The sequence below is a fragment of the Sphingomonas bacterium genome (assembly GCF_903642285.1).
In the GTDB taxonomy this organism is placed as follows: Bacteria; Pseudomonadota; Alphaproteobacteria; order Sphingomonadales; family Sphingomonadaceae; genus Sphingomonas.
The window spans coordinates 1-17,976 of the sequence record NZ_CAHJWJ010000024.1 but is presented as its reverse complement, the minus strand read 5'-3'; the positions used below and the strand labels follow the sequence as shown (position 1 = coordinate 17,976).

General features: G+C 66.8%; 16 protein-coding genes and 1 pseudogene. 7 read left to right on the top strand and 10 right to left on the bottom strand.

Translation table 11 applies throughout. The annotated features are described in order from the left end of the window. Positions 1 to 13: 13 nt before the first annotated feature. Positions 14 to 808, bottom strand: a complete 795-nt coding sequence (murI, locus tag HUU99_RS12190; protein ID WP_174286853.1) for a glutamate racemase — start codon at positions 806 to 808, stop codon at positions 14 to 16. A 101-nt stretch (positions 809 to 909) separates the two neighbouring features. Between murI and plsY the strand changes: the two genes are divergently transcribed. Then, entirely contained in the window at positions 910 to 1,515 is a 606-nt protein-coding gene (gene plsY, locus HUU99_RS12185) for a glycerol-3-phosphate 1-O-acyltransferase PlsY (RefSeq protein WP_254603160.1), read from the top strand. Continuing rightward, the gene (gene dprA / locus HUU99_RS12180; RefSeq protein ID WP_174286852.1) at positions 1,508 to 2,608 is read left to right on the top strand and encodes a DNA-processing protein DprA; all 1,101 of its coding nucleotides are present in this window, start codon (positions 1,508 to 1,510) and stop codon (positions 2,606 to 2,608) included. The genes plsY and dprA overlap by 8 nt, the downstream gene beginning before the upstream one ends. 54 nt (positions 2,609 to 2,662) lie before the next feature. Here dprA and HUU99_RS12175 read toward each other — a convergent pair whose 3' ends face one another. Beyond that, positions 2,663 to 3,109 carry a GFA family protein gene (locus HUU99_RS12175; RefSeq protein ID WP_217430823.1) on the bottom strand — a complete coding sequence of 149 codons (447 nt, stop codon included), beginning with the start codon at positions 3,107 to 3,109 and terminating at the stop codon, positions 2,663 to 2,665. Between the two features lie 573 nt (positions 3,110 to 3,682). On the opposite strand from HUU99_RS12175, the gene topA reads away from it, so the two are divergent. Next, positions 3,683 to 6,238 (top strand): type I DNA topoisomerase, encoded by a 2,556-nt coding sequence (topA, locus tag HUU99_RS12170; RefSeq protein WP_174286851.1) that lies wholly within the window; start codon positions 3,683 to 3,685, stop codon positions 6,236 to 6,238. Positions 6,239 to 6,242: 4 nt separating this feature from the next. Here topA and HUU99_RS12165 read toward each other — a convergent pair whose 3' ends face one another. After that, entirely contained in the window at positions 6,243 to 6,539 is a 297-nt protein-coding gene (locus HUU99_RS12165; RefSeq protein ID WP_174286850.1) for an SEL1-like repeat protein, read from the bottom strand. 68 nt (positions 6,540 to 6,607) lie between these two features. After that, entirely contained in the window at positions 6,608 to 7,459 is an 852-nt protein-coding gene (gene panC / locus HUU99_RS12160) for a pantoate--beta-alanine ligase (RefSeq protein ID WP_174286849.1), read from the bottom strand. A gap of 80 nt (positions 7,460 to 7,539) precedes the next feature. On the opposite strand from panC, the gene HUU99_RS12155 reads away from it, so the two are divergent. Genes HUU99_RS12155 through HUU99_RS12140 form a run of 4 tightly spaced genes read left to right on the top strand, consistent with a single transcriptional unit; the run spans position 7,540 to position 10,767 of the window. Next, positions 7,540 to 8,349, top strand: coding sequence for a division plane positioning ATPase MipZ (locus HUU99_RS12155; RefSeq protein WP_174286848.1), 810 nt, complete (start codon positions 7,540 to 7,542; stop codon positions 8,347 to 8,349). Beyond that, positions 8,346 to 8,606 carry a J domain-containing protein gene (locus HUU99_RS12150; RefSeq protein ID WP_174286847.1) on the top strand — a complete coding sequence of 87 codons (261 nt, stop codon included), beginning with the start codon at positions 8,346 to 8,348 and terminating at the stop codon, positions 8,604 to 8,606. The genes HUU99_RS12155 and HUU99_RS12150 overlap by 4 nt, the downstream gene beginning before the upstream one ends. After that, positions 8,607 to 9,986, top strand: a complete 1,380-nt coding sequence (pgmG, locus tag HUU99_RS12145) for a phosphoglucomutase/phosphomannomutase PgmG (protein ID WP_174286846.1) — start codon at positions 8,607 to 8,609, stop codon at positions 9,984 to 9,986. Between the two features lie 19 nt (positions 9,987 to 10,005). Further along, positions 10,006 to 10,767, top strand: a complete 762-nt coding sequence (locus HUU99_RS12140; RefSeq protein ID WP_174286845.1) for a 3'-5' exonuclease — start codon at positions 10,006 to 10,008, stop codon at positions 10,765 to 10,767. A 4-nt stretch (positions 10,768 to 10,771) separates the two neighbouring features. Here the strand turns inward: HUU99_RS12140 and HUU99_RS12135 are convergent, their stop codons facing one another. The 6 genes and pseudogenes from HUU99_RS12135 to HUU99_RS12110 all read right to left on the bottom strand — a co-directional run. Then, positions 10,772 to 11,521 (bottom strand): class I SAM-dependent methyltransferase, encoded by a 750-nt coding sequence (locus HUU99_RS12135; protein ID WP_174286844.1) that lies wholly within the window; start codon positions 11,519 to 11,521, stop codon positions 10,772 to 10,774. Between the two features lie 74 nt (positions 11,522 to 11,595). After that, the gene (locus HUU99_RS12130) at positions 11,596 to 13,200 is read right to left on the bottom strand and encodes a sensor domain-containing protein (RefSeq protein WP_174286843.1); all 1,605 of its coding nucleotides are present in this window, start codon (positions 13,198 to 13,200) and stop codon (positions 11,596 to 11,598) included. A gap of 170 nt (positions 13,201 to 13,370) precedes the next feature. Beyond that, a complete protein-coding gene (gene gyrB / locus HUU99_RS12125) occupies positions 13,371 to 15,932 on the bottom strand; it encodes a DNA topoisomerase (ATP-hydrolyzing) subunit B (protein ID WP_174286842.1) in 2,562 nt (853 codons plus the stop codon). A 457-nt stretch (positions 15,933 to 16,389) separates the two neighbouring features. Then, a complete protein-coding gene (locus tag HUU99_RS12120; protein ID WP_254603158.1) occupies positions 16,390 to 17,232 on the bottom strand; it encodes an SPFH domain-containing protein in 843 nt (280 codons plus the stop codon). Then, complete coding sequence (locus HUU99_RS12115; RefSeq protein WP_174286841.1) at positions 17,229 to 17,459, bottom strand: hypothetical protein; 231 nt, start codon at positions 17,457 to 17,459, stop codon at positions 17,229 to 17,231. The genes HUU99_RS12120 and HUU99_RS12115 overlap by 4 nt, the downstream gene beginning before the upstream one ends. An 82-nt stretch (positions 17,460 to 17,541) precedes the next feature. After that, positions 17,542 to 17,976: pseudogene (locus HUU99_RS12110) on the bottom strand (DNA replication/repair protein RecF); the annotation flags it as partial.

Below are 17,976 nucleotides of genomic sequence, written 5' to 3'. Positions count from 1 at the left end.
TCGGATGCATCGATCACAGCGCCTCGATCCGCGCAAACCCCCTCGCGGCGAACGCGGGCGCCAGCGCCGCCTCGGCACGACCGAGCCGGGTGAAGACCGCGACGCCCGGCTCCGGCTCGGACCAATCCTGTCCGGCGGTCAGTGCAGCGATCCGCCGCGCGATCCCCGCCGATCCGTCGACGAAGCGGACGCCCGCCGGCGCGGCGGCCGCAAGCGCGGCTTCGACCAGCGGGAAATGCGTGCAGGCGTTGACGATCACGTCGATCCGCTCGCCCCCCGGCTGATCGAACAATCCCGCCAATACCGCGGCATAGGCGGCGGGGTCGACGGCGTGTCCGTGCAGCGCGGCCTCCGCCATCCCGACCAGCGCGGCGGAGCCGTGGCGCAGCACCGTGCAATCCGCGGCGAACCGCGCGGCGAGATCGTCGACATAGGCCTGCCGCACCGTCGCATCGGTGCCCAGCACGCCGATGACCCGCGTGACGGACAAAGCGGCGGCGGGCCTGATCGCGGGCACCGTGCCCACGACGGGCACGTCGAGCGCCGCGCGGACCGCGGGCAGCGCGATCGTCGACGCGGTGTTGCACGCGACCACGACCAGCCGTGATCGGTATCGCTCGACCAGCCGCCCGAGCAAGGCCGGCACGCGCGCCGCGATCTCGGCTTCGCTTCGCGTGCCGTAGGGAAACCCCGCCGAGTCGGCCGCATAGACGAACCGCGCCGCGGGCAGCAGCGCACGCGTCGGCGCGACGACCGACAGCCCGCCGACGCCGGAGTCGAAGAACAGGATCGGGCGGTCGTCCGTCATACGGCCCGCATAGCCCGATCGCCCGGCGCGGCAAGGCACCGATTCGAGGTTGTTGGGTTTGCGCAACGGAACGGCTAAGGAGGAGAACCGGGGGGCAAAGCGTGCATACCGAAATCCTGTGGACCGCACCGGCGATGGCGCTCGCGCTCGGCTATCTGCTCGGCGCGATCCCGTTCGGCGTGATCCTGACGCGGCTGGCAGGCGCAGGCGATCTTCGGACGATCGGATCGGGCAATATCGGCGCGACCAACGTGCTTCGTACCGGTCGCAAGGGGCTGGCCGTGGCGACGTTGCTGCTCGACATGCTGAAGGGGCTGGTCGCGGTGTTGCTGGTCGCGCGGCTGTTCGCGGGCGACGAGATGCTTGGCGCGGCGGGCGCGTTTCTCGGGCATTGCTATCCGATCTGGCTTCGCTTTCGCGGCGGCAAGGGGGTGGCGACACTGCTGGGAATCGCGCTCGCGCTCTATTGGCCGATCGGGCTCGTCTATGCGCTGATGTGGCTGGCGCTGCTGGCGGCGCTCCGGATCTCGTCGCTGGCGGGGATGGTCGCGGCGGCGAGCACGCCGGTCAGCGCCGCGTTGCTCGGGCGGTTCGATCTGGTGCTGCTCCTCATCGCGCTGGCGCTGCTGGTGGTATGGAAGCACGGGCCCAATCTCGAACGCCTGCTGGCGGGCACGGAACCCCGTATCGGGCGCAAGCGTGGCTGACGCCGCGGTCGCGCGGCTCCGCCTGATCCGGACGACGGGGGTCGGGCCGGTCACCTATCGGCAATTGCTCGCCCGGTTCGGCAGCGCGGACGCGGCGATCGACGCGTTGCCGATGCTGGCGGCGCGCGGCGGCGGTGGACGGTCGCCGGTCGTGCCGGACGAACGGACGATCGCGCGCGAGATGGCGGCGACCGCGCGCGCCGGTGCGCGATATCTGTTCCTGGACGACGCCGATTATCCGGTGCTGCTCGCCGAGATCGAGAACGCACCGCCCGCGCTGATCGTCCGCGGCGACGTCGCGCTGGCGAACGGCCGCCCCTGCATCGCGCTGGTCGGCGCGCGCAACGCGTCGGCCGCCGCATGCCGCTTCGCGCGCGAGATCGCGCATGATCTGGTGGCGGGCGGCGCGAGCGTGGTGTCGGGACTGGCGCGTGGGATCGATACCGCGGCGCACCACGGGTCGGTCGGCACCCCCGAACGCCCCGGTGCGACGATCGGCGTGATCGCCGGCGGGATCGACATCGCCTACCCGCCCGACAATGCCGATCTGCAGGACATGGTGGCGACGCGGGGATTGCTGGTCGCCGAACAACCGCCCGGCATCGAACCGCGTGCGCGGCATTTTCCGTACCGCAACCGGATCATCGCCGGTCTGTCGCTCGGCACCGTGGTCGTGGAGGCGGTGCAGAAATCCGGCTCGCTCATCACCGCGCGGCTGGCGGGCGAGATGGGGCGCGAGGTGATGGCGGTCCCCGGCAGCCCGCTCGACCCGCGCGCGCAGGGCGGCAACATGCTGATCCGCGAGGGCGCGACGCTGGTGCAGTCGGCGGCGGACATACTGGAGCAGGTCCGCCCGATCGATGCGCGCGCGGTGCGATCGCCGGGCGCCCGCTTCGACGGGCCCCCGCCCGAGGATGCGAGCGACGCCGACCGGCGGCGTGTCGTGGCGCTGCTCGGCCCCGTGCCCTGCGGCGTCGACGAGCTGATCCGGCAGTCGGGGCTATCGTCCCCGATCGTGCAGATCATATTGCTGGAACTGGAACTCGCAGGCCGTATCGAACGCCATGCGGGCGGGCGGGTCAGCCTGGGATAGCGGGATGATGGAAAGCGGACATGGCGGACACGCGAGCTTAAAATAGTTTAGCGATCAACCAACGCGCCCGCGCGAAAAATGCTGAACGGCGGTGGGAATCTCGACCCACGCGTGACGCCTGTCTTCCCAGACCGACCGGACGGGCTGCATCGCATGTTGGTCGTCAATAAGGCCGATGGGAATACCTGTCATATCGGGGTTCTTTTTTCCCCTCATGAACACCGTCGTGCCGCAATCGGGGCAGAAGAAATGATCGAAGCGTTCGCCCAACTCTGTCGGTCGACTGAATTGCTTTGAGATACCGTTTACCTCGACCTGCACATGAGGATAGTAGGCTGCTACGCCAAACGGCGAACCGGACCGCTTCTGACAAGCCAAACAGTGGCACGCGACGACAGCAACCGTTGGGCCCGGCACGTCCACGTGCAATTGACCGCATTGGCAAGACGCTTTCATATGCCCTCCTGAAGCGGGTTTACCGTCAACGGTCGACAAGCTCAATGGACGGCTCGTTCAAGCGGGCCGGTTAGACCCGCGACGAGTCTTAAAATCGAGGCGAAACCCGCCACTCCCCGCTGTCCTACAAACCATTTGCCATGCCATGCCCGCATGATGCGAACCCATGTGATCCTCTGTCCTGGATGTTCTCCCGCGAACGCGGGAACGATGGGGTCGCGTGACGGCGTAAGTCCTTCTTTTCGCACGAAGTGGAAAGCGCATTGGCACGCCTCCACTTCCTCCACTTCCGACCGGGTTGGCCCCGCTCGACCCGCCGACCACCCCGGCGAAGGCCGGGGCCAGTTGCCGAGCGAAGGTGGCGGCGCGATGCACATCGTTACATCGACCTTTGCACCTGGGCCCCGGCCTTCGCCGGGGTGGCAAACCATGCTCGGCTCGCCTTGGGTCTCGACGTTTCGATTTCAGCAGGCCGGATTCGAACGGGGGCGGGGCGTCCACTTCGTCCACTTCCGAACCATCGGTATGGCGAACGCCCGCCGTCGCCGCCCCGCCCGCTTGACGCCCCCGCAACCCCACCCCACCCTCGCGCGTACACGTAAGGACGCTTCGAACCCCATGCAGCTTGTCATCGTCGAATCGCCCGCCAAGGCGAAGACCATCGAGAAATACCTCGGCAGCGATTACCGCGTGCTCGCCTCCTACGGCCATGTCCGCGATCTGCCCGCGAAGGACGGGTCGGTGAAGCCCGACGACGGCTTCGCGATGGATTGGGAGAATTACGCCGACAAGTCCAAGCAGCTGAAAGCGATCACCGATCTGGCGAAGACCGCCGACCGCCTGATCCTCGCAACCGATCCGGACCGCGAGGGCGAAGCGATCAGCTGGCACGTGCAGGAGGTGCTGCGGCTGCGCAAGGCACTTCCCAAGGCGGTCGAGCGGGTCACCTTCAACGCGATCACCAAGGCGACGGTGACCGAGGCGATGAAGCATCCGCGCGAGCTCGATACCGACCTGATCGATGCGTACCGCGCGCGCCGGGCGCTCGACTATCTCGTCGGTTTCACGCTGTCGCCGGTGCTGTGGCGCAAGCTGCCCGGCGCGAAGTCCGCCGGCCGCGTCCAGTCGGTCGCGCTGCGCCTCGTCGTCCAGCGCGAGCGCGAGATCGAGGCGTTCCGCGCGCAGGAATATTGGTCGGTGATCGCGGCGATGGAGCAGGACGGCACGCCGTTCACCGCTAGGCTGGTCCAGTGGGACGGCAAGAAGCTCGACCGGCTGTCGATCGCGGTCGAGGGCGATGCGATGGCCGCGAAGCGGGCGGTCGAGAACGGACGCTTCTCGGTCCAGAGCGTCGAGACCAAGCCCGCGGGCCGCAACCCGCCGCCACCCTTCACCACCTCGACGCTGCAGCAGGAGGCGGCACGCAAGCTCGGCTTCTCGGCCAGCCACACCATGCGGATCGCGCAAGGGCTCTACGAGGACGGCTCGATCACCTATATGCGAACCGACGGCGTGCAGATAGATTCGTCCGCCATCTCCGCCGCGCGCCTCGCCGTCGCGAACCGCTACGACGCAAGCTATGTCCCCGACAAGCCACGGCAATATCAGACCAAGGCGAAGAACGCGCAGGAAGCGCACGAGGCGATCCGGCCGACCGATTTCGGCCGCGACAAGGCGGGCGGCGGCGATCATGCGCGGCTGTACGACCTGATCTTCAAGCGCGCACTCGCCAGCCAGATGGCATCGGCGCGGATGGAGCGCACCGTCGCCGAACTGGCGGACGGCACCGGCCGGAACGTGCTGCGTGCGACCGGGCAGGTCGTGCTCTTCCCCGGCTATCTCGCGCTCTACGAGGAGGGCAGCGACGACTCCGCAGACGAGGACTCGCGCCGTCTGCCCCGGATGCGCGAAGGCGATGCGCCCGCTAAGAAAGCGGTCGAGGCCGAACAGCATTTCACGCAGCCGCCGCCGCGCTTCTCCGACGCCAGCCTCATCAAGCGGCTGGAGGAACTGGGGATCGGGCGACCCTCGACCTATGCCTCCACGATCGACGTGCTGAAGGACCGCGGCTATGTCCGGCTGGAGAAGAACCGCTTCTTCGCTGAAGAAAGCGGCCGACTGCTGACCGCGTTCCTCGAACGGTTCTTCGAGAAATACGTCTCTTACGACTTCACCGCCGGGCTGGAGGACGAACTCGACGACGTGTCGGGCGGTCGCGCGCAGTGGCAGGCGGTGCTGGAGGCGTTCTGGCGCGACTTCAAGCCGCGCACCACCGAAGTGATGGAGCAGCAGCCGTCGGCGATCACCGCCGAACTGGACGTGTTTCTCGAAAGCTATCTGTTTCCCGCCAAGGCGGACGGTGGCGATCCGCGGCTTTGCCCGAATTGCGGCGAGGGAAGGCTCGCGCTGCGTGGCGGCAAGTTCGGCGCGTTCGTGGCGTGTTCGAACTATCCGGACTGCAAATTCACCCGACGCTTCGCGCAAGGCGGCAGCGCGGACGAGGATAGCGGACCGGAAACGCTCGGCAACGATCCCGAGACCGGGCTGCCGGTCGAGCGCAAGGCGGGGCGGTTCGGGCCCTATATCCAGCTGGGCGAGGGCAAGGAGGCGAAGCGTGCGTCGATCCCGAAGGACGTCGAACTCGACCTGGAGATCGCGCTGAAGCTGCTCGCGCTGCCGCGGACGATCGGCAACCACCCCGAAAGCGGCAACCCGATCAATGCGGCGATCGGCCGCTACGGCCCCTATCTGGTCCATGACGGCAAATATGCGCGACTGACCTCCACCGCCGAAGTGTTCGAGACGGGGATGAACGCCGCGGTCGTGAAGCTGGCGGAAGCAGCGGCGAATGGCGGGCGACCGGCACGCGGCGCGCCGCGCGCACCCTTGCGCGAACTCGGCAAGCATCCGCGGACCGAGGCGGAGATCAAGCTGATGGAGGGGCGTTACGGCGCATACGTCACCGATGGCGAGACGAATGCGACGCTGCCCAAGTCGATCGAGCCGGACCAGTTGACGCTGGAAGAAGCCGCCTCGCTGATCGACGTGCGCGCGGCGACGGCACCGGTGAAGAAAGGGAAGAAGGCGGCGGTGCCCAAGAAGGCGGCGGTGAAGAAGGCACCGGCCAGGAAGGTCGCTGCGAAGAAGCCCGCCGTTAAGAAGGCCGCGGAATAGGGTGTCAGGCGGCGCGCGCGCGGGTCATGCCGAGCCAGGCGCGAGCGGCGGCCTGCGCGGTGGCGATCTCGCGCGCGGTCATGTCTTCGGCCACGTCGGCGCGCGCATCCTGCGCCGCGTCGATCCCGCCGACCGCGGCCAAGTTGAACCATTTATGCGCCTCGATCAGGTCGATCGCGACGCCGCGCGTGCCTGTCGAATAACAGACCCCCAGATCGTACAGCGCATCGCTGTTGCCGCACGCCGCATCGGCGATCCGGCTGTCGATCAGGAACTGCGCGCTCTTCATTGCATTGCCCATCGTGAAAGCCCCCTTTTGGCCATGAAGGAAGCTTGCACCGATTCGCGTCACCAAAGGGTTAACGCGTGCTAACCCTGTTCGGGTGGGTCGATCGCGATGTTGTCGATGAGGCGTGTGGTGCCGATCCGGGCGGCAACGAGCAGCCGGCGCGGCCGATCGGCGGCCGGTTCCGCGGCCAGCGTTTCGGCATCCGCAAGCGCCAGATAGTCGACCGCAAACCCGGCGGCGATCAACGCAGCATGCGCCACAGCGACGGCATCGGCGGGATCGTCGCCGCGAGCGATACCGCGCGCCGCCACGCCGAGTGCACGCGGCAGAGCCACGGCTTTCGTCCGCTCGTCCTCGTCGAGATAGATGTTGCGCGACGACAGCGCGAGGCCGTCATCGTCGCGCTGCGTCGGCACGCCGACGATCTCGACCGCGAAGTCGAGGTCCAGCGCCATGCGCCGCACGACCGCCAGCTGCTGGAAATCTTTCTCGCCGAAATAGGCGCAGTCGGGGGCGACCTGGTTGAACAGCTTGGCGACCACCGTCGCGACGCCGTCGAAATGGCCCGGCCGCGCGGCACCGTCGAAGCCGTCGCTGACCCCCGTCACGCCGATATTGGTCGCGAAGCCCTGCGGATACATCGCCTCGACCGGGGGCAGCCAGACGAGGTCGCAACCAGCCTCGGTCAGCATCTTCAGGTCCGCCATCTCGCGCCGGGGATAGCGCGACAGATCCTCGTTCGCACCGAACTGCCTAGGGTTTACGAAGATCGATGCCACGACTTTGGTGCCGGGTCGCTTCGCTGCCTCGACCAGCGCAATATGACCGGCGTGCAGCGCACCCATCGTGGGAACCAGCGCGACGCTCGCGCCGTCGCTGCGCAGCGCTGCAACCGCGATGCGCAAGGCGGCCAGTTCCCGAACGATATCCATGACGCGATTTTACCCCTCGTTACCCGAGGCGTCGGCTTCTATGATCGACGCTTCCGCCGATCAACAAGGGATGCGAGGCTTTGCCCCAGGGGCCAGAGAATACCCACGTCATCGTATTCGCCAACGAAAAGGGCGGAACGGGCAAATCGACCACCGCGGTCCATGTCGCGATCGCGCTGGCCGCGAAGGGCGCGCGCGTCGCGGTGCTCGATCTCGACCATCGCCAACGCACCGTCGGGCGCTATCTCGACAACCGGGCGGCGACCATCAAGCGCACCGGTGCCGGCCTGCCGATGCCGGTCCATGCGACGCTCGACGCCCAGACCGAAGCGCAGTTCGAGGAACTGTGGAGCATGCTGCTGGCCGATGCCGACTATCTGGTCGTCGATACGCCGGGCCGCGACGATCCCTTCGCCCGCACCGCCGCGACGCTGTCGGACACGCTGGTTACGCCGATGAACGACAGCTTCGTCGACTTCGACCTGATCGGGCAGGTTGATCCCGATACATTCCAGGTGACCCGCCCCAGCTTCTATTCCGAACTGATCTGGGATGCGCGCAAGCAGCGCGCGCGGCATGACGGGACGACGATCGACTGGGTCGTGCTTCGCAACCGCCTGCAATATGTCGAGGCGCGCAACATGCGACGGGTATCGGATGCGCTGGCGCAGCTGTCGAAGCGGGTCGGATTCCGTATCATTCCGGGACTCGGCGAGCGCGTGATCTATCGCGAGCTATTTCCAAGCGGACTGACGATGATCGATTCCAAGGCGTTCGGCTCGATGGGCTTGTCGCATGTCGCCGCGCGGCAGGAGCTGCGCGAGATGATGGCGGCATTGCAACTGCCCGAACGTACCAACCAGCCCGAGCTACCGGGGGTAGCAGCTTGAAATACATCGTCGCGCTCGTCCTCATCTGGGCGGCGTGGACGTGGTTCAAGCGTCCCGCCGCCAAGCCGGGTGTCGCGGTACCGAACGAGGCCGAGGCGCGCGCAGTCCTTGGCGTCGGACCCGACGCGGATGAGGAGGCTATCCGCGCAGCGCATCGCCGGCTGGTGGCGGGCGTTCATCCCGATCGCGGGGGTTCGGCGGAGCTGGCGCGCCGGGTGAATGCTGCGCGCGACGTCCTGCTGACGCGCCCGCGTTAGGTGGCCCACGTCTTTCACCCCGGCATCCTGCGCGAATATGATATCCGCGGCGTGGTCGGTCGGACCCTCGGCGAGACGGATGCCCACGCACTCGGCCGCGGTTTCGCGACGCGGGTCCGGCGCGTAGGCGGCATGCGGGTCGCGGTCGGCTATGACGGGCGGCTGTCCTCGCCGATGCTGGAGGCGGCTCTGGTGGCGGGATTGCGGGCGGGCGGCGTCGACGTCGTCCGGATCGGTCTGGGCCCAAGCCCAATGCTGTATTTCGCCGAGGCCACGCTAGAGGTGGATGGCGCGGTACAAGTAACCGGCAGTCATAATCCCGGCGACCACAACGGCTTCAAGATGGTGCTTCAGCACCGCGCGTTCTTCGGAGACGATATCCAGGACATTGCGGCACTGGCCGTTACGGGCGACTGGACCGAGGGTGCCGGCAGCGTTGCGAACGTCGATGTCCTCGACACCTATGTCGAGCGCCTCGCGGAGGGAGCGATCGGCGCGTATCGGATCGGCTGGGACTGCGGCAACGGCGCGGCTGGCCCGGTCATCGAGCAGCTGGTAAAGCTGTTGCCGGGTGAGCATCACCTGCTCTTCACCCAGGTCGACGGCAATTTTCCCAATCATCATCCCGATCCCGGCGTGGAAGCGAACCTTAGCGACCTGAAACACTTGGTCGCGGCAAAACGGCTCGATTTCGGACTGGCCTTCGACGGCGACGGCGACCGGATCGGCGCGGTAGACGCGTTGGGCCGCGTCGTATGGGGCGACCAGATCCTGGCGGTGCTGGCCGAACCGGTACTTCGCGCGCATCCCGGTGCCACCGTGATCGCCGATGTGAAGGCTAGCCGGCATCTGTTCGAACGGATCGCGGAACTCGGCGGCAAGCCGGTCATGACCCGCACCGGGCACAGCGTCATCAAATCCGAAATGGCGCAAACGGGCGCACAATTGGCGGGCGAGATGTCGGGGCACATCTTCTTTGCGGACGATTATTATGGCTATGACGACGCGGCCTATGCTGCCGTGCGGCTCATCCGGGCTATCCACGAATCGGGGCGGTCGCTGACCCAACTGAAGGCTGCGATGCCAGCGGTCGTCGATCTGCCCGAGCGGCGGCTGCCGGTGGACGAGACGCGCAAGACCGCGATCGTCGGCGAGGTGCTTGAGCGGCTGACCGCAGCGGGCGCGGATTTCAACCCGACCGACGGCGCGCGGGTGACGACTCCCGATGGCTGGTGGCTGCTGCGCGCGTCGAATACGGAGGCGGCGCTGACGATCCGGGCCGAGGCGGGCGACGATGCGGGGTTGGCGCGACTGATCGCGGCGATCGACGCGCACCTGATCGCGAGCGGAGTCCTGCCGATCGGCTCGCTTTTCACCTGACGATGCCCACATAACCCCCATGCCACCGCCGCAACCCCAGATCGTCCGCGTCATCGACCTCGAAACCACGGGAAGCGCGCCCCCGGCACACGGCGTGTGCGAAATCGGCTGGCAGGACGTCGCTCTCGGCGCGAATGGGCGCTGGGAACTGTACGGCGAGGGCGGCAACATCCTCGTCAATCCCGGTCGGCGGATTCCGCCGGTGACCATGGCGATCCATCATATCCGCGACGAGGATGTGGCGGATGCGCGCTGGTGGCACGACGTCGCGCGGCCGGTGCTCGATCCCTACCCGCGCCGCATCGCGCTGGCGGCGCATCGTGCGGAATTCGAGCAGCAATTCTGCAGTCCGACGCTCACTCACGGTGCGGAATGGATCTGCACCTGGAAATGCGCGCTTCGGCTCTGGCCCGATTCGCCGAGCTTTTCGAACCAAGTGCTTCGCTATTGGCGCAGCCCGGCGGGCATAGACCATGAACGCGGCCTGCCCGCGCACCGGGCGTTTCCGGACGCCTATGTCACGGCGTTCCACCTGCGCGATATGCTGAACGAGGCGAGTGTCGCGCAGCTGATCGAATGGTCGCGTACGCCCGGACTGCTGCCCCGCGTCCGCTACGGTCCCGATCGCGGCAAGGACTGGCGCGAGATCGGGCATGAGTCGCTGATGGGGTTCCTGACCGATCGCGACCCCGATGTCCGCTTTACCGCACAGGCGGAGATGGACCGCCGCCGCGACGGCGGTCCGGTCGGCCGCGCGACCGCGCAGGAATTGCTGCTCTGACGGCCTATGGTTTGCGGAATTTATAGATGAACTGGTCGGTGTGTCCGCGGATCGATGGATCGAACACCGATTTGGCGTGATCGTCTGCCGGGTTGCGCAGCGCGGGCGATGCGCCGACGAAGCGGAAGCCGACCGACTGGATCTGGCGCTTCACGAAGTCGGGATCGATCCGGTGCTTGTCCTGCGTGCCTGCCAGCGCGGTGCCGGGCACATCTGCATGATCGACGACCAGATAGGTCCCGCCCGATTTCAGCATCCTGAATACCGCACCGTCGAACGCGCGCAGCGCGGGTTCGCCAGCACCGTTGCGCGGAATGTCGTGATAATTCTCGACCGTCCAGAACAGGTCGACTGGCACCGACGCGCTTGGCAGGTTGGTCGGATTGGCGACATAGCCGACATTCGCGAGTTTCCATTTCAGCAGCGTATCGGGTAGCGCCTTCGCCGAACGATCGGCCAGCGCAGCGGGCCACATCGCCAGCACCTTCCCCGATGGCCCGACCATATCGGTAAGGATGCGTGTCCAATAATAGCGGCCGGGAAGATAATCGACGACGGTATCGCCCGGCTTCACCCCCGAAAACGCCAGCACCTGCGCGGCCATGCGGCGATCGTCGTCGGTCGCCTGATCGGCCCGCGCCGGATCGGCGAGCGCGGCCGCGATCGTGGCACCGGCATCGGTCCGATGGATCTGCGCGGCAAGCCCGCCCGCAGTCACGATCGCAAGCGTGGCGAACAGGGCGTGGCGGATCATCGATCGTCTCCCGTTAGGTCTATCGGCAAACCATCGCACGCCGGTAGACGGATCGCCAGCATTGGCGGTTGCGATCAGTCGGTCCGGCGCTTGACGCGGTAGACATGGCCGTCGGCAACCCGGATCAGCGCATCGACGTCGATCGACCCGTCCACCGTCGAGGCGACGCCGACGCTCGCGCTGATCGTCAGCGTCAACCCGGCGACGACGAACGGTCGCGCCATCGCGCGTTCGATCCGGCGCCGGATCAGCGCGATCGCGGCGTCATCGGCGCGTTCCGCGATCAGCGCGAATTCGTCGCCGCCCAGCCGGACGACGCGGCCCTTGCCCAGACCTTTCAGCCGGCGCACCACCTCGACCAGCACGGCGTCGCCGACCGCATGGCCATGACGATCGTTGATCGCCTTGAACCCGTCGAGGTCGATCACCGCGACGCCCAGCAACGCATGGCTGCCGGGTGCGAACCGCCGCGGCAACCCGCGCCGGTTCAATGCACCCGTCAGCGGATCGGTGATGGCGTTCGCTTCCGCACGGGCCAGCCGCTCGCGCTGATCGGTCACATCGACGACGACACCGACGATCTCGCGCAGCTCCCCTGCCGGCCCATACACGACGGTACGGTCGCTTCGGACCCAGCGAAGGCCCCGTGCGGTCCTGATCCGGTATTCCCCCGACGATCGTTCGCTACCCGGCAGCAACAGTGTCGACAGGTCGGTTTCGGTGCGATCCTCGGGCAGGACGCGTTCGATATAATCGGCGAGCGATGCGTCCGGCGACACACCGACATATTCGGCGAGCTGCGTCGAAAGAGCGAAGCAGCCCGTGCCGGTATCGATCCGCCAATAGCCGCCGCTGATGGCGTCCATCGCCCGCGACAATGTGGCGTTACGATCGCGAAGGGCGCGTTCGGCACGGTGGCGATCGCTGATATCGTCCACCTGCGTCAGGCAATGCAGCGGCCGGCCATCGGCATCGCGGACGATCGATACCGCCAGCCTGACATGTACGGTGCCGCCGTCGGCGTGACGATAGCGTTTGTCCAGTCGATACCCGCCGGTCCGGTCGATCATCGCCGAATCGAACCGCGCCCGGCTGACCGCGACATCATCGGGATGCGTCAGATCGGCGAAGTGACGGCCGATCAGATCCGCCTCGTCGCGTCCCAGCATCGTCGCCATCGCCAGGTTCAGCCGCTGGAAGCGACCTTGTGGCGTGATCAGCGTCATGCCGATCGGTGCCGTGCCGAACGCGGTATCGAACAGCGCCTGGCTTTCGTTGAGCCGGGCGCGCAGATCCTTTCGAATGCTGGGCAGCGACACCATGCCGACGACGCCGCGAACTTGCCCGTCGCCGCCGCGATCGGGAATGTAGCTGCCCTGCACCATCGTCTGGCCGGTGCCGACATCCACCGTTTCCTCGAAATCAATTCGCTCGCCTGCCAGAGCCCGGGCGAGCCGGACCTCGATCATCGGCCATGCCTTCGCTGCGATGAGCGTGGACAATGGCCGCCCGACGATATCCGCCGCGGACCGCCCGAACCATTCGCGGTGACGCGCATTGGCATACCGGCACACGAGGTCAGGCGTAACATAGGACACGAGACCGGGTAGCAGATCGAGCATCCGGAACGCGCAAACGTCGTGCCGTCCGGCGTCCGCCGCCCGAATGAGGCTCTCCATTCCCATTCGGTCCGTCTAGCCGAGGTTCGTAAACGACGCGTTGCCGGCATGATGCCGTCAGCTGTTCGCCACCCGGCAGTTTCACGCATGGCCAGCATAGATCAATTAAACTGATGATACGCGAAACTGACCTGCAGCAACGAAGGGATATTGCCCGAGAACCAGCGACATCAGACGTCGAGGTTCGCCACGTTCAGCGCGTTTTCCTGGATAAATTCTCGCCTCGGTTCGACGACTTCGCCCATCAGGCGGGAGAATACGTCGTCCGCCGCCGCGGTCTCCTCCGCGGTCACGCGCAGCATCGTGCGGACAGCGGGGTCGAGCGTGGTTTCCCACAGCTGTTCCGCGTTCATCTCGCCCAGGCCCTTGTAGCGCTGGATCGACAGGCCCTTGCGGCCGGCGACCAGGATCGCGTCGAGCAGCTGGCTCGGCCGCGCGACGCGGGTCTGGCCACGTGCCAGCGTCGTGGCCGCGCCCTGTTCGTCGGTCATCGGCGCGTCGTTCGCATCCGCAGGCGTCTCCTCCTGCGCAGCCGCGCCGCGCATCGGCACCAGCTTGGCCGCCTGTTCGAAGCTCGCCGCCTGTTCCGCCGCCAGCGTGTGCAGCTTGCGCGCCTCCGCCGACGCCAGGAACGTCGCCTCGACGATGTGGTGATCGGTCACGCCGCGCCACAGCCGTTCGAAATGTACGCCGCCATCCTCGGTCAGCCGCGCCGACCAGCGCGCATCGCCCGCTTCGCCGACATCGCCGGCGTCGAGCCGGCGCGTGACCTCCGACACCGTCGCCGCGCGCTGGTCGCGGGTCAGGACCGGATCGAGCGCGCCGCCCAGCGCCAGCACCTCGATGATCGACGCGTCGTAACGCCGCGGCACGTAGCGCATCACCGAACGCATCCGCCGGGCATGGTCGATCAGGCTGCGCAGATCGGGACCGGACCGCGCCCCGCCGCTCGTCTCCAACACCATCGCCCCGACCCCCGCATCGACCAGATATTCGTCGAGCGCGGCATCGTCCTTCAGATAAACCTCGGACCGGCCCTTGGTGGCCTTGTACAGCGGCGGCTGCGCGATGAAGAGATGCCCGCGCGTGATGAGTTCGGGCATCTGCCGGTAGAAGAACGTCAGCAGCAATGTCCGGATATGCGCGCCGTCGACGTCCGCATCGGTCATGATGACGATCTTGTGATAGCGCAGTTTGTCCGCGTTGAAATCGTCGCGGCCGATGCCGGTACCCATCGCCTGGATCAGCGTCCCGATCTCGCGCGACGAGATCATCCGGTCGAACCGCGCGCGTTCGGTGTTCAGGATCTTGCCGCGCAAGGGGAGGATCGCCTGGAAATGCCGGTCGCGACCCTGCTTGGCGGAACCGCCGGCGGAATCGCCTTCGACCAGGAACAGTTCGGACTTGGCGGGGTCCTTTTCCTGGCAATCGGCGAGCTTGCCGGGCAGCGAGGCGATGTCCAGCGCACCCTTGCGCCGGGTCAGCTCGCGCGCCTTCTTCGCGGCCTCGCGCGCCGCAGCGGCGTCGATGACCTTGCCGACGATCGAGCGGCCATGCACGGGGTTTTCCTCGAGCCATTCGGCCAGCTTGTCCGCCATCAGGCTTTCGAGCGGCTGGCGCACCTCGGACGACACCAGCTTGTCCTTGGTCTGCGACGAGAATTTGGGATCGGGCAATTTCACCGACACGATCGCGGTCAGCCCCTCGCGCATGTCGTCGCCGGTGAGCGTCACCTTCTCCTTCTTCAGCATCCCCGACTTTTCCGCATAGTTGTTCAGCGTTCGAGTCAGCGCTGCGCGGAACGCCGCCAGATGCGTGCCGCCGTCGCGCTGCGGGATGTTGTTGGTGAAGGCGAGGACGTTCTCGTAATAGCTGTCGTTCCATTCCAGCGCGACGTCGATCCCGACATCGTCGCGCTGGCCATGGATCGCGATCGGATCGGGGAACAAGGGCGACTTGGTCCGGTCGAGATAGCGGACGAACGCGGCGATCCCGCCCTCGTAATAGAGCTCCACCGTCTTCGCGTCCTCGTGCCGCGCATCGGTCAAGAACAGCCGCACCCCCGAATTCAGGAACGCCAGTTCGCGGTAGCGATGCTCCAGCTTGTCGAAATCGAACTCGGTGATCTTGAAGGTGGCGGGCGACGGGAAGAACGTGACCTTCGTCCCCTTGCGGCCGTTCGACGGGCCGACGACCTTCAAGGGCGCGACCGCATCGCCGAACGCGAAGCGCATGGTATTCTCTTCGCCGTCACGCCAGATCGTCAGGTCGAGCCATTCGCTGAGCGCGTTGACCACCGACACGCCGACGCCGTGCAGCCCGCCCGAGACCTTGTAGGCATTGTCGTCGGACGTGTTCTCGAACTTCCCGCCCGCGTGGAGCTGGGTCATGATGACCTCGGCCGCGGACACGCCCTCTTCGGGATGGATGCCGGTCGGGATGCCGCGGCCATTGTCGGTCACGCTGACCGATCCGTCCGCGTTCAGCTGGATGTCGATCCGGTCGCAATGCCCCGCCAGCGCCTCGTCGATCGCGTTGTCGCTGACCTCGAACACCATGTGATGCAGACCCGATCCGTCGTCGGTATCGCCGATATACATGCCCGGCCGCTTGCGCACCGCGTCCAGCCCCTTCAACACCTTGATCGAGGAGGCACCGTAATCGTTCTTGTTGGGGTTTTCGGCGGAGTCGGGCGCGGTGTGCCGGCCGGCGTCTTCGGGTGTTTCGTTCATGAACAGCATATAGGCACGACGGACCCGAAACGGAAGCGAAATGGCCGCGCGACGGCCCTCCGCCACCTCCGGAAGTGGAGGAAGTGGAGGACTGCCATCACGCCTCCACTTGCCCGAGTCGCGGGATCGGAAGTGGACGAACCACACGCTACGTCGGCGTCGGAATCGCTCCCGGGCGGAGTGATCGTGAAGCGGTTGGACCAAGACGGGGCGAGGGATCGGGACATGGCACAAGGCTACGCCGAAACGCGCCTTGTAGGACAGCCTGTCCGCCGTCACCCCGGCCTCGTGCCGGGGTCCAGGGCCGCAAGCCGATCGCTCGCGGCCCTGGATGCCGGGACAAGGCCGGCATGACGAAGATCCGAACCGGTCCGTCCGCTGCCCCACCAAGGTCATCTCGACGCGCCAGTCAGCGCCGGGGTAGGGCTCCCGTTCTCCTGCGAAAGCAGGAACGCCGTTATCTGTCGACGATGAACGGCAATTGCCCGTTGCCCGACATATAGGTCGGCAGCTTGCCGTCCCATTTCTCGATCGCGCGCTGGCGCAGGATCTCGGGGTTCGCGCGCAACGCGTCGCCTTCGAGGTGCGATGCCTGCGCCTTGCCCTGCGCATCCGCGATCCGCGCATCGGCATTGGCGCGTACGGTTGCGACATTGGCCTGCGCGGCGAGTGCCGCCTGTTCGTTCGCGAGCTTGGTGTTGATCTGCGTCAGCACCTGTTGCGGCACGCGGACGTTCGACGCCCAGTAGAGCTGTTCGACATGCAGCCCCACCGGCTCGAAATATTTCGACACGTCGCGCAGCACCGCGTTGATCAGCGCGGCCTTTTTGGGTCCGTAGATCTCCTCGACGCCCAGCATCGCCGATTCCTCGTTCAGCGCCGACCGCACCGCGTTGCGCAAGGGACCCGCGACGATCCCGCTCATTTCGGTACGGTATTTCTGGAACAGGATCGGTGCCTTCACCGGGTCGACACGGTAGGCGACGGAGATATCGGCGGACAGGTTCAGGCCGTTCTTGTCCTGGAAGGTGAAAGCCTCGTCCGCCGCGGTCTGTTCGCTGCTGCCCGCGGTCCAGGCATAGGTCGATGTGTAGATCGGATATTCGTAGATGTTCGATCCGACCGGCGTGAAATACCAGCCGACGCCCAGCGCATGGTCCGACACCCCGGCGGCGCTGCCGAAGTTGTTGACCTTGATCCCGACATGCCCGGGTTCGACCCGGCTGCACGACGTGATCGGCACGATCGCGATGAGCGGGAGCAGCAGCAGCGGACTCCAGCGGATGATACGGGGATTCATTGGTCCTTGTCCCTGATGAGGGCGGTCGCCTCACGCGTCAGCCCGACGATGCCGACGAACCCGCCGACGAGCGCGGCGATCGCCAGGATCGCGGCGGCGGCATCGGCCAGATCGCTGTGCAAATCGAACAATGTCGGCACGACGAACAGGAAACAGCCGAGTTCGAGGCACAACAGGGCCAGCGAACGCAGGCCGAACCCCACGAGCCACGCGTCGAGCGGTTGCATGAAGAGGACGCCCCAAGCTCCCAAGCGAGCGGGGAGCCGCAGCGGGTCGGAAGACTCGCTGGTCGAGGGTATAGCGGTGTGCCTATATGGTTTCAATGCCGCCTGTAGAGGAGCCTATCTGCTCCGTCAGGCGAAGCCGGGCGGCGTCGTTCGGCAACCCCGCGAACAGCGCGTCCTCGGTGCCCGTCATCCAGACCTGGCCCCTGCCAGCTAGCCGATCGAACAGCGCCGCGCGCCGCGCGGGGTCGAGATGCGCGGCGACTTCGTCGAGCAGCAGGATCGGCACGCGGCCGACCCGGTCCGCGACCAGTTCGGCATGAGCGAGGACGATGCCGAGCAGCAGCGCCTTCTGCTCGCCCGTCGAGCAGAGCGACGCCAACTGGTTCTTGTCGCGGTGCGTCACGATCAGGTCGCTGCGATGCGGTCCGCCCAGCGTCCGCCCCGCCGCGGCATCGCGCGCGCGGCCGGCGCGCAGTTCGGCGCGAAGCCGGTCGGCATCGCCCTGCCACCCCTCCAG